Annotated in this window: 9 protein-coding genes; 4 read left to right on the top strand and 5 right to left on the bottom strand. The window is 43.4% G+C overall.

The window, feature by feature from the left end; genetic code table 11:
- Positions 1-252 precede the first annotated feature (252 nt).
- Positions 253-1,494 (top strand): GNAT family N-acetyltransferase, encoded by a 1,242-nt coding sequence (locus tag Q7A53_RS13950; protein ID WP_411789787.1) that lies wholly within the window; start codon positions 253-255, stop codon positions 1,492-1,494.
- Between the two features lie 176 nt (positions 1,495-1,670).
- Here the strand turns inward: Q7A53_RS13950 and Q7A53_RS13955 are convergent, their stop codons facing one another.
- From Q7A53_RS13955 to coxB, 4 genes are read right to left on the bottom strand one after another with little or no spacing between them, the layout of a single operon-like run.
- A complete protein-coding gene (locus Q7A53_RS13955; RefSeq protein WP_411789788.1) occupies positions 1,671-3,254 on the bottom strand; it encodes an FMN-binding glutamate synthase family protein in 1,584 nt (527 codons plus the stop codon).
- A 15-nt stretch (positions 3,255-3,269) separates the two neighbouring features.
- A complete protein-coding gene (locus tag Q7A53_RS13960; protein ID WP_411789789.1) occupies positions 3,270-3,845 on the bottom strand; it encodes a cytochrome c oxidase subunit 3 in 576 nt (191 codons plus the stop codon).
- Positions 3,842-5,749: a cytochrome c oxidase subunit I gene (locus Q7A53_RS13965; protein WP_411789790.1), complete on the bottom strand. Its 1,908-nt coding sequence runs from the start codon at positions 5,747-5,749 to the stop codon at positions 3,842-3,844. The genes Q7A53_RS13960 and Q7A53_RS13965 overlap by 4 nt, the downstream gene beginning before the upstream one ends.
- Before the next feature lie 18 nt (positions 5,750-5,767).
- The gene (gene coxB / locus Q7A53_RS13970; protein WP_411789791.1) at positions 5,768-6,472 is read right to left on the bottom strand and encodes a cytochrome c oxidase subunit II; all 705 of its coding nucleotides are present in this window, start codon (positions 6,470-6,472) and stop codon (positions 5,768-5,770) included.
- 172 nt (positions 6,473-6,644) lie between these two features.
- On the opposite strand from coxB, the gene Q7A53_RS13975 reads away from it, so the two are divergent.
- On the top strand, positions 6,645-8,339 hold the full coding sequence (locus tag Q7A53_RS13975) for a methyl-accepting chemotaxis protein (RefSeq protein ID WP_411789792.1): 1,695 nt from the start codon (positions 6,645-6,647) through the stop codon (positions 8,337-8,339).
- Positions 8,340-8,754: 415 nt separating this feature from the next.
- Here the strand turns inward: Q7A53_RS13975 and yeiL are convergent, their stop codons facing one another.
- Positions 8,755-9,435 carry a transcriptional regulator YeiL gene (gene yeiL / locus Q7A53_RS13980; protein WP_411789793.1) on the bottom strand — a complete coding sequence of 227 codons (681 nt, stop codon included), beginning with the start codon at positions 9,433-9,435 and terminating at the stop codon, positions 8,755-8,757.
- 82 nt (positions 9,436-9,517) lie between these two features.
- Between yeiL and Q7A53_RS13985 the strand changes: the two genes are divergently transcribed.
- On the top strand, positions 9,518-10,696 hold the full coding sequence (locus Q7A53_RS13985; protein ID WP_411789794.1) for an MFS transporter: 1,179 nt from the start codon (positions 9,518-9,520) through the stop codon (positions 10,694-10,696).
- 128 nt (positions 10,697-10,824) lie between these two features.
- Positions 10,825-11,670 (top strand): STAS domain-containing protein, encoded by an 846-nt coding sequence (locus Q7A53_RS13990; protein WP_411789795.1) that lies wholly within the window; start codon positions 10,825-10,827, stop codon positions 11,668-11,670.
- Positions 11,671-11,831 lie beyond the last annotated feature (161 nt).

The following is an 11,831-nucleotide window of genomic DNA, read 5'->3' on the forward strand; positions in this document are numbered from 1 at the left end:
AATTACATAGTGTCCAAATATAAGGGGTCACTTCATTGCCCGAGGAAGCTCACCGCCCGCCCATGGAAAGCGAGTGATTTCCCGGCCATCCAAACACTATCAAGCATAACGGAAATTCTCCGATGATCTAAGATCTGAATATTTCAGTGTAGACTTTAACAATACTGAGTAGTACTTTCTGAAAGAAAAGGAAATTTAGTTTCCATTTGATGTGGAGTTCACTACAATAAATATGAATGGAGGTTATACGCTATGGAGATCAAACACATGAAAGCTTTTGAACCTTTCACAGAAATTTCAAGTCACTGCTACCCAGGCATGAAGCTGACTTCTAAGGAAGCGAAACGCCGCTACACAGAGCACCGCCAGAAAATGGACCAGGAACCCGCTGTTGAACATGTCGGCATCTATGATGATAACCGTCTTGCAGGAGGCAGTATTCATTACACTCTGCCCATGAATGTCTATCAGCAAACCGTCCCATCCATGGGCATTGGCACGGTAGCGGTCGACCTGCCTTACAAAAAGCAAGGCTTAGCCAAACAAATGATCCAGCATTTTATTAACAAGGCGAAAGAAAATAACTGTCCCATCACCCACCTCTACCCCTTCCGGCCAGACTTTTACCGGCGAATGGGCTTTGGGTTTGGTCCTCAGCTGAATGTCTTTCAATTCGGCCCCGAGCAGCTGCCCTCTTTCGCAGATGCCAGTGCCGTCACTGCACTCGGAGAAGAGAATACCAGGGAAGTTCAGGACTGCTATAATCGCTGGGCTGAGAAAACTCACGGCGCCTGCGACAAAGAAGATTACGAGTATCGTTTCCTCGGTATGGAGGATACTCAAACGGTCGGAACTTACATGGACGGAAAATTGGAAGGTTATATGAGTTTTAAAATGAATCAGCAAGCTAAAGACACCTTTCTTCAGCACGACCTTCATATAACGGCGTGGTTTGCTAATACTACCGAAGCTTTTCAATCGTTGATGAATTTTCTGCATAATCAAAAGGATCAAGTACGCTCCATTACTTTTCCAACGTTCAATGATACCTTTGCCTTCTTATTAGACGATCCCAGGCATACGAATAAGGATCTCATCTTTAACATCTATCATGAAACCCACCGCAGAGGGACGGGAGTCATGTATCGGATCACAGATGTACCCCTGTTTTTTAAATATATAGAAGACCACTCTTTCAGTTCGAATTCAATTAAAATCAATTTTGCTATTACCGATTCCTTTATGAATACTGACGTTATGAATTGCTGTGCTCACTTTACCCCACGGGGAGTGGCACTTGCAGACAAAGCGGAAGCGGATGTAACGGTAAATATCGATATCGCCGAGCTTTCTTCGCTATTGATGGGATGCATAACGCTTGAAGAATTAATTTTCGTAGGAAAAGCTAGCCCGGATGGTCCAGCCAAAGCGATCCAAACGGCGAAAGAAGTATTCTCTAACCCAGTGAAACCGGAAAACTGGTCGTTTATTTAACTGTTTCTAGAGAAACCCATCAAGGAACAGCCCTATTCATGATAAGAGCAGACGCAGCCTCACCTGCCATGAAAGCAAAATACAGAAAACCCGAACCCATTGTAAATAATAGGTTCGGGTTTTCTAGTATGTTGACATTTCCAGCATCGCTTAAACACAAATACTTTTGAAAATGATTAGTGCACTGTTTTTTCTTTATGTTCTTTATAAGTCATCACGTTACTTAACGCTTCTTTATACCGAATATGCTTACGTTCAAACTTAGTTGGACTGTCGATTCCAGCGGCGGCAGCCATATTAAACAGTCCCGCTCTTAAAGAAACCACATAATTACACGTGCGGTATTTCTTCTCTTCAATATCCAGCGCCCGCTGCAGCTCGGGATCAGTAGTGGCAACTCCGACAGGACAATTATTTGTATGGCAGACTTCAGACATAATACAGCCCACCGACATCATAAAGCCTCTAGCTATGTTAACCATATCTGCTCCAAGAGAAAGGGCCATAGCGATTTTATCAGGGGTAATCAGCTGGCCAGAAGCAATAATATGAGTCCGTTCGCGCAAGCCATATTTCGTCAGCAGATCATGAACAAGCGGGAGTGCAGCAAAGGTAGGAAGGCCGACACCTGCTGCAAGTTCATAGTAGGATGCTCCTGTGCCGCCATTTCCGCCGTCTACGGTAATAAAGTCAGGAACCATTTGTTCTTCACTCATCACCTTCACCATATCTTCCACTTCTTCTTCAGAGCCCACTACAATCTTTATGCCGACCGGCTTCTCTCCGACTTCACGGAGCTGTTGGACAAACTCCAGCAGACCTTTGACATCGTCAAACTGGCGGAACCGGTTCGGACTGTCTATATCCTTGTGAGGTTCCACGTCTCTAATTTCAGCGATTTCCTTCGTTACCTTTTTCGCTGCAACGTGACCGCCGCGTGTTTTTGCACCCTGGCCTAATTTTAACTCAAACGCTTTTACTTGATCGATCCGTGATTTCTTCTTAAATTCCTCCCAGGAGAATTCGCCCTCTTTCGTACGAACACCGAAAAGCCCGGGACCTATTTGCATGATAATATCGACATCGCCTTTTAAATGATAAGGAGACAAACTTCCTTCCCCAGTATTCATCCATGTACCGCCTGCCATGCCTAAGCCTTTGGATAGAGCAGTAATAGCATGATCCCCTAATGATCCGAAGCTCATGGCAGATTGGCCAACTATTCCACTGATTTCAAAAGGTTTTTTCACCGTATCTTTTCCAAGATGAATATGATTCTCTTCCGTTAATAGATAAGGATCGATTTCCCCATCTTCTCGATGTTCTTTTCGCGAAAACAGCTTGTCCTCATCAATTTTATACAGCCTCGTTTTCACCTTTGGTTCCTGAACCACTTTTAAATCTTCACGGTGAGTGGGAAACATAGAATTCGAGACGTAAAATCCATCTTTCTCAAAATCTCGCTCGGACCCATAACCGACCATCCGGCTGTTATATTTACCAGCAATATTGACGAATTCAAATTCTCGGCGGTTAAAGGGCTTACCTTCATTATCATTATGAAATAAATACTGTCTTAGCTCTGGCCCCATTTTTTCAATAATGTAACGGGCTTTCCCAAGTATAGGGTAATTCCGCAGGACAGAGTGCTCTTTTTGTTTTTTGTCGTGTACGGACATACGAAGAATAAGAAATAGCGGCACCACTATTACTAATACTAATAAAGCTATGACAATGCTGATTAAAATAGTTTCCAACATAATGAATTCCTCCTATTAAAGTACATACGGACTATAGACGATTAAAACAATGAAGACCCAAATCACATCGACGAAATGCCAATAGTAGTTAAAAATTTTATGTTTCTCTATAAATAATGATTGCGGAATCTTCTGCTTAAACTGGATACCAATAAGAATCATCCAGAACAGTCCAAAGGCAACGTGAGAAGCATGAAGACCGACAAGGACATAAAAAGAAGCTAGAAAATCATTCATGCTGATGGTGTAACCTTCGTGCGCATATTTATAAAACTCATGAATCTCCAGTCCCAGAAACGCGGCACCGAGCACAAAGGTCAAAATCAGCCCCATCCAGATCTTTGCCCGTTTGCCATCTTTCAGCCCGCTTTCTGAGATCAGCAGCGTGGCGCTGCTTGGAAGCAGGCAGGCAGAGGTCAAAATAACCTCTTTCAGTTCAAAGACTTCCGTAGGTGTTGCCCCAACGGAACTCGGAGTAAAGACCACGTAGGTGGCAAATAACGTAGAAAACATGACCCCTTCTACAGCCAGGTACAGGAAGAAACCCAATCGCTTATCAAGAAAAAGTACTTTAGACGCAAGCTGTTTCATGATTCTTCCTCCTTCTCGTAAACTGGTTTTCTCTCATCCGTGAACGGCCGAATAACAAAGAATGCTAAACTTACCGCGCCAAGAATAATCACCAGCCAGAACCAGCTGTAGATAAAAGCAATACTGAATAAAATCATAGTAAAAGCAATTAAAACAGGCTTATAGGTTTCTACAGATATAGGAGCAGGGCGAGGATTCTCTGCCATTTTAAAGGTTCGCTTATACACTTTATTATACCAGTGTTGATCAATGGAAGAGATTTCCGGCATTGGATCAAAGGGATGTTCAGGTGACGGAGAAGCAATCGTCCACTCCAGCGTTCTCCCATCCCATGGATCATCCCCTGCCGGTTTTCCATACCGCTGGGTTTTATAAATGTTCCACACAAAGAACAGCATACTGAACGCCATCATAAAGGCACCGATTGTACTAATAAAATTATAAACAAAGATTTTGTCTGCCCATGTGTAAGTAAATACACGGCGAGGCATCCCGTTTAAACCTGCAAAGTGCTGCGGAAGGAAGGTCACATGAAACCCAATTAGAAACAGCCAGAAATGCCATTTACCAAGCTTTTCGTTGAGAACTTTTCCTGTCATTTTTGGGTACCAGTAATAGATGCCGGCAAATACCCCCATAATCGTGCCCCCTACCATCACGTAATGAAAGTGAGCGACTACAAAGTAAGTATCATGATATTGAAAGTCTGCCGCCGCAGAGGCAAGCATCACCCCGGTTACTCCCCCCATCACAAAGGTAGGGATAAAGCCGAGCGAGAATAACATCGGTGTGGTCATTCGGATGACACCCGATTTCATCGTAAACAGCCAGTTAAATATTTTGATACCAGTAGGAACCGCTATCATCATAGTGGTAATAGCAAAGAACGTGTTTGCAAAAGCTCCAAGACCTACGGTGAACATATGATGGGCCCATACCATAAAGCCTAATAAGCCAATAAGCGCCAGGGCGAACACCATAGACGTATACCCATACGTTTTTTGTTTGGAAAAGGTAGAGATCACATCTGAGAATATTCCAAAGGCAGGGAGAATTAAAATATAAACTTCCGGGTGCCCAAAGATCCAGAACAGGTGCTGCCAGTAAACCGGGGAACCCATACCTCCAGAAAAAAACGAAGTACCAAAGTAGCGGTCGAACATTAATAAAGCAAGTGCGATGGTTAGTACAGGAAAGGCGATCATAATCAAGACACTAGTAATCAAAGTAGACCAAGGGAACAGCGGCATTCGTGTAAACTTCATCCCCGGCGCTCTCAATCTCACAATCGTCACGATCATATTAATCGAAGTAAAGATGGTACCGAGTCCCGCCACTTGAAGACCAAATATGTAGTAATTATTATTGACTCCAGTAGTAAACGTGTCGGTCGATAAAGGCGTATAAGCAGTCCAACCCGCATTCGGAGCTGAATTCATGAAAAAGGCCATATTGAAAATAAACGCTCCTGCAGCAAACAGCCAGAAACTGACCGCATTCAGATAAGGAAATGCCAGGTCATTGGCTCCGATCTGTAAGGGAACCGCGATATTCATCAGGCCAATTAAGAGTGGTGTTGCCACAAAGAATATCATCGCTGTTCCGTGAGTTGTGAACACTTCGTTGTACTTATCCGCCTGAAACACCCAAAAATTATTTTCCGGTACAGCAAGCTGAGTCCGGATAATCATCGCGTCCAGTCCGGCTCTAAAAAAAAGAAGAATGCACAGCAAAATGTACATGGTTCCAATCTTACGGTGATGGGTCGTTTTCATATAATCAAAGATGACTGGCCATGCGCGCTTCTTTGTAAGTATCCATAAAATCGCTAACGTCATGAAAAACATGACGATCCAAGACACGACGATATCTGAAGGTATAAACCCAACGATAGGCACATGCATGAGTTTCCCGCCTTTCTCTTACTCTTTCGTATTTAGCCATTTTTCAAATGTCTCCCGACTGACTACTCTCGTTTTAAACCGCATATAGGCATGGCTCGCCCCGCAAAACTCTGCACATTTTCCCTGATAGGTTCCAATTTTCTCAGGGACAAGTGCCATATGAGTGGTCTTACCAGGAATGCAGTCAATCTTCCCTCCGAGTCTTGGGACCCAAAAGGAATGCACGACATCTTTAGAAGTCAGTGTGAAGGCGGCTTTCTGATCCACTGGGAGCACGAGCTCATTCTGTGATTTCTTTCCATTCTCATACGTAAATGTCCAGCTGAATTGCTTAGCCTGTACATCCACCTGCACAGCATCCCGCTTAAACCCTTCCCCTGCAGCTGATTTATAGGTCAGATCGTAGGTGGCTTTTACGGTTGGCACTGCAAGGACAACTAACAATAGAATAGGGAGTACTGTCCATAAGGTTTCATACAACTTGCTCTCTTTCTTTTCGGCAGGTATGTAATCCTTGTTTTCTTTCGTCTGGCGGTATTTTAATACAAATCGCGTGAACAAAATAATGACAACGGCAAACACTAGCATCATCAATATAAAACTTAAGTAGATTAAATTTGATAAGGTATCCGCCGTATCACTGGCTGGATTAAGCACTCGCAAATCACATCCACTCAGCAGAGAAACCATTGCCATGAGCGGGATTATTCGAAGTATCCTCATCCTATCGCAGCCCTTTCCACTACTTTATTTTCGTTTCCAATTCTTTTACATTAATACTTAATTAGCCGTTCTACAGTTGTTTGAAACATGGTTAAACTATGAAATTTTATGTCGATATATATAGAGGATTGTAAGAAGTAGACAGGCTCATTAGACCAGGGGGACGAAAGAAATGTGGAGAAATCTTAGTATCGGTTGGAAGTATGGTACAGCTTTTATAGCCACTGTTATGTTGTTTATACTCGCCATCATTTTTGTATTTACGGAGCTTCATAGGACACAAGGAGATGTAAAGCAGCTGCAGGAACGCGGCACCACCGCGGTTGATGTGGAGGAACTTTCTTCTCTTGTACGGACGAAGGATATCCGGATTGCTGATTATGTAAGAGAACCGAGACGAAACTATATTCAAGAGTTTCAGGATACTCAGAAAGAAGTCGATCAGCTGATTGCTGAATATGAAAAACACTTTGATTCGAAAGACATGAAGAAGGAGCTTGCTGCCATTAAACAGGATGATAAGGAAGTGAACCAGATTTTCTTAAAACAAATGGTAGGCAATGTCAGCAACGATGATAAAATTGATAGCCTTAGAAGAGAGACTCAGGCGCTAAGGTCGAGTTTAATTTCTAACTTGGATAAGCTTCAGGCAGATGTTAAAAGCAACATGGCAGCTTCTATGACCGCTGCCTCCAATGGAATGAAAGTATCTATACTCATCCTGATTGTCTCTTCCATTGTGGCCATTTTAGCAGGCGTAGGGATCATGCTGTTTGTGAACCGTCTCGTTAAACAGAATATGCGCCGCCTTGTGAACACGGCCGACCAAATTGCTGCCGGGGAACTGTACCATGAAACGTTCGCCTATGACAGTAAGGACGAAATTGGCAAACTAAGCACTTCTATCCATCACATGAAAACAAGCTTGCAGGAATTAATACAGGAGGTTTCCGGATTAGCGAGTCATGTTCATAAGCAAAGTAATGAACTAAAGCAATCTTCTCATGAAGTGCAGGAAGCATCTGAACAAGTCGCTTCCACAATGGAGCAGCTTTCTTCTGCTTCTGAACATCAGGCGGAGGATGCCTCCACATTGGCGGAGATGATGGAGGCATGGAACGAGAAAATCCTCGCAGCCAATCAGGAAGGAATGAAAGTTTCCCAAGACTCGGAAAGCGCCTTAAGCTTAAGTAATGAAGGAAAAAAACTCATGGATACGTCCGTTCATCAAATGAATGACATCCATAAAGTAATGGAGCTGGCGGTTCAAAAGGTCCGAACCCTCGATCACCAGTCAGGAGAAATTTCAAAGCTGGTGAAGGTGATTCAGGATATTGCCGAACAGACCAATTTGTTAGCTTTAAATGCAGCGATTGAAGCAGCGCGAGCAGGAGAACATGGCAAGGGTTTTGCTGTCGTTGCTGATGAGGTCCGCAAGCTGGCGGAGCAAGTGGCCCAGTCTGTCGGAGAGATTACCTCGATGGTGACTACCATTCAAACCGAGTCAAAATCAGTTTCTACATCCCTTCAAGATGGATTTGATAAAGTCGAGATGGGAACGCAGCAAATCGAAACCACCGGAACCACCTTCCAATCCATTCAGGAATCGATTCAGTATATGGTAACTGGGGTCAATCGAATTTCAGATAACATCAACGATATTGAGAAAAACAGTGTTACCATGAATTCTTCCATTGATAACGTAGCGTCGAGTTCCCAGGAAGCAGCTGCTGGAGTGGAACAGACCACGGCTTCTGTGCAGCAGACAAACAGTTCGATGGAACAAATTGCTCATTATGCTCAGGAGCTTGCTGATATGTCCGATCGGTTAGATCAGCTGCTTCGTCAATTTAAATTAACGGCCTAACTTCTGGGCCAGGGATAACAGTCTTTTAGCCATTATAAAATCCGAAAGATGATGGAATGTGTTAACGACATTTCTCCCACATCGTTCGGATTTTTTGTTCTGCATGATACATGACTTCTAAAAGTTTCCACAAGACCTATAAGTACGTTTTCCTTTTTATTACTCTGCCTCCACGGATGAATGAAAGCGATTGAAAGGAAAAACATTAACCATTTCAGCGTAGGAAATACACGGAGACTTCTGCGGGAGGAAGGCATAGGTTTGACCCCGGAGTGTGAAGCACGAGGAGGCAAAGCAGCCGCCCGCGAAAAGCCGAGTGTATTTCCGGAGCGGCTATTCAGCGTAAACCTCCGCCCTCACTTTTATTTTATATCTTTAGATTGGGGTCGTTTCCTTATATCCCTGTCTACTCCCTTTATTTATGAAGAACATTCTTAAATACGCCGGCGAGTTCACGTAACTTCCGTATCTCTATAATACGATACTGGTTTCCTTCCTTCTTCACATATCCTCTTTCGCAGAACTGGGACAGCACATGCAGTAAGTGACGATAAGAAACGCCAAGGAAATCACAAACGGTTACATGCTTTTCTTTATAGACCTGCCCATCCGCAGTTTGCAGAATAAAGTCTGCCAGCCGGTTCTCCAGCGGAAACGACAGGCTTTGGGAGTACTTTTCAGCCATTACACCGGCTTTAATACTCAAAAACTTCGTCAGTTCGCGGAGAAATTTCGGGTCCTCGAGCAGCTGCTTGCGAAATTTATGCAATGGAATCGCATAACATATCGTTTTCGTAGAGGTTTGGATGCCTTTCGTATAGTAAATTTCGTTCACGAGCTCCATTTCACCGATGTATTCCTCTGCGTTAATAAAATTAATCAGCGAGCTCTTCCCATTTTGGTAGGTTACGTAAATCTTGGCTTTTCCTTCAACGACATAAAATAAGTAGTCCGGGCGCATGCCTTCCCGGATGATCCATTCATCGCGCTCATATTCGTGTACTTCAATCGAGGCTTCGATTGGGAAAGAAAACAAATCGGAGATCGGGTGCTGGGTTAAGTATCTCTGCTTTCGCTGGCCGTTCAATTTTTTCATGTTCATCCGTCCAAACTATGAGATTTCTCATATTATTGTAAGTGTCTTCCTGATATGATGCAATCATTGGAGGTGCGGAATAATGAACTCATACCGCTGGATGAGCAGACAATTTTTCAGTTTTTATTTAACCTGGGGAATCTTTCTCCCCTATTTCACAGGATGGATGATCCACGCAAAGGGAATGACGGTGTCACAGGCAAGCTTAATTATGAGCTTAGGTCTTGCTATTCGCGGCCTGTCCACATTATTCGCCTTCCCGAAACTGTCCGATCGACTTAGCAGTAAAACCTTGATCAACGCGATGGCGTTCGGCACTTTGATCGCCTTGCTGCTGACTATTCCGGCCAACTCATTTACCAGCTTGCTTGCCGTTGTGTTACTTTTGCACTTCTTTTATCCTGCCTTGATGCCTGCTTTAGATACCGCTGCTGGCGTGCTCGTGCAGGATGGTCAGCTGCACGATTACGGTAAGAGCCGCTCATGGGGATCCATCGGGTTCGTTGCCGGTGGGATGATTCTGACGGTGTTTACAGGAAGGTTTGGCGATGAAGCAATCCTATGGGGACTTCTCGCTGGCATCTTGATTTTTATCTGCCTTGGTTTACTTCGCGCTCCTAATGTCTTATCTAAAAAAAGTCAAAACGATGATAAAGCTAAAAGCAGTATGCTGGAAGTGTTTAAAGTGAAGCACTTTGGCATCGTCTTAACCATTGTTATTCTGCTTCAGGCGGCGCACGCTTCCTATTACAATTATGGGTATATTTATTTGCAGGAAATCGAAGCCCCCGCCTATTTAATTGGGGTGATCATCAATATTGCTGTCATCGCGGAAATCATTTTCTTTATGATGGCGGACAGAGCGTTTCGTAACTTCACACCAGGATCCCTGCTGATCCTTGCCGCTCTAGGGTCAACCATAAGATGGATTCTCGTATTTGCTTTTCCAAATGTGATCGTTTTCTCCATTTCACAAGTACTCCACGCTTGTTCGTTTGCGATGGGCCATTACGCATTTATGCAATACTTAATCAAGAACATCGATCCAGAGCTGATCCCGAAGGCACAGGGGATCTACGCGGCAATAGCTCTCAGCTGGAGTACAGCTTTATTAACGATTTATGGTGGATTCCTTTACGAGATTAAGCCTGGATACGCTTTTCTCGGGATGATTGTCTCTACGATTCCATCTATGTTGATGGCCATCGTCTATAAAAAGCTGGAGCGAAAAAGTGAGCTCAAGGCCGAAATGGCAGGGTAAGTAAACCGAAATGGCCCGGATAACAGGACTTTTGAGGCTGAATCATCTTCATTTCAAAAAAGGTTTTTATTTCCAAGTAAATCAAGCTATAATAATTACATCATTACAAAAAAAGGAATGACGAACCTATGGATCATTCAGCTCCTGTCCAATTCTTTCAGGAAAAGCTCGTTCACAATACTGAACTGTTATCGAACCGTCTATTGAAAACGTTTGAAACCCGGTATCCGGAATCCGCTTTACTCTCTTCTATTAAACAAGATGAAGCGCTGATTATTGAACTCTTTGAAACGATTCCTGGTATTTTAACCAATCAATCTTTTTCTAAAAAGGAAGCTGTCAACTGGGGAGGAAAGGTCGGAACTTTGTTTATTTCCAGGGGGAGTTCACTAAACGAAGCGATGGAATATATCAACCTTTATAAAGAAGTTCTATGGAGCTACATGATTGAACAAACCAACCATACAGATTATACATTTAAAGAAGTGATGGAAGTCATTACAAGGATTGATTATTTATTTAATCATATGATTTATGGATACAGTCTCGCTTATGCAAAAGAAAACACCCGTGTCCTGAAAACCTATGAAGATAAATATTTAAAGCTTTCGACTCCCATTGTCCCGATTAAAGACAATGCGGCCATCCTGCCACTTGCCGGTGAAATCGATGATCTTCGCGCGGCCGTTATCCTTGAGGAAACTTTAAGAGCGGCCCATCGGTTAGACCTTGATTTTCTTGTCATCGACCTATCTGGCGTCTATGCTTTTAACGAAGATTTTCTCGACCATTTTCATCAATTAATGGATGGGCTGCAATTATTGGGGATTATCCCGATCCTTTCAGGTATACGTCCTGATTTAAGCATGAATGCGGTAAAGAAAGGAATGCTCGGACAGCCTGAACAACCTAAAGTCCATGCATGTTCAACTTTAAAACAGGCGCTTGAATTAATCGAACAGATGAATCAATAACACTCGCCGGGGTGGATCAACTATTAACCGTGGTGTCCCCTGGGATTACAAACAGAATGTAGTTACATAAATCGCAGCTAGCTTATGACCGTTCATGCAGGTTATAAAAATCTCCAATTTCCACTGTGGTGTTCAGCAAAAATTGGAGCCTTTCGCTACGA

Source organism: Halobacillus rhizosphaerae, assembly GCF_046719735.1.
GTDB classification, from domain to species: domain Bacteria; phylum Bacillota; class Bacilli; order Bacillales; family Halobacillaceae; genus Halobacillus_B; species Halobacillus_B rhizosphaerae.

What these genes read in the sequence shown, in the direction of transcription:
- Q7A53_RS13950 (WP_411789787.1), top strand. Translation starts at nt 253, where the DNA reads ATGGAGATCAAACACATGAAAGCTTTTGAACCTTTCACAGAAATTTCA.
- Q7A53_RS13955 (WP_411789788.1), bottom strand. Translation starts at nt 3,254, where the DNA reads ATGTTGGAAACTATTTTAATCAGCATTGTCATAGCTTTATTAGTATTA.
- Q7A53_RS13960 (WP_411789789.1), bottom strand. Translation starts at nt 3,845, where the DNA reads ATGAAACAGCTTGCGTCTAAAGTACTTTTTCTTGATAAGCGATTGGGT.
- Q7A53_RS13965 (WP_411789790.1), bottom strand. Translation starts at nt 5,749, where the DNA reads ATGCATGTGCCTATCGTTGGGTTTATACCTTCAGATATCGTCGTGTCT.
- coxB (WP_411789791.1), bottom strand. Translation starts at nt 6,472, where the DNA reads ATGAGGATACTTCGAATAATCCCGCTCATGGCAATGGTTTCTCTGCTG.
- Q7A53_RS13975 (WP_411789792.1), top strand. Translation starts at nt 6,645, where the DNA reads ATGTGGAGAAATCTTAGTATCGGTTGGAAGTATGGTACAGCTTTTATA.
- yeiL (WP_411789793.1), bottom strand. Translation starts at nt 9,435, where the DNA reads ATGAAAAAATTGAACGGCCAGCGAAAGCAGAGATACTTAACCCAGCAC.
- Q7A53_RS13985 (WP_411789794.1), top strand. Translation starts at nt 9,518, where the DNA reads ATGAACTCATACCGCTGGATGAGCAGACAATTTTTCAGTTTTTATTTA.
- Q7A53_RS13990 (WP_411789795.1), top strand. Translation starts at nt 10,825, where the DNA reads ATGGATCATTCAGCTCCTGTCCAATTCTTTCAGGAAAAGCTCGTTCAC.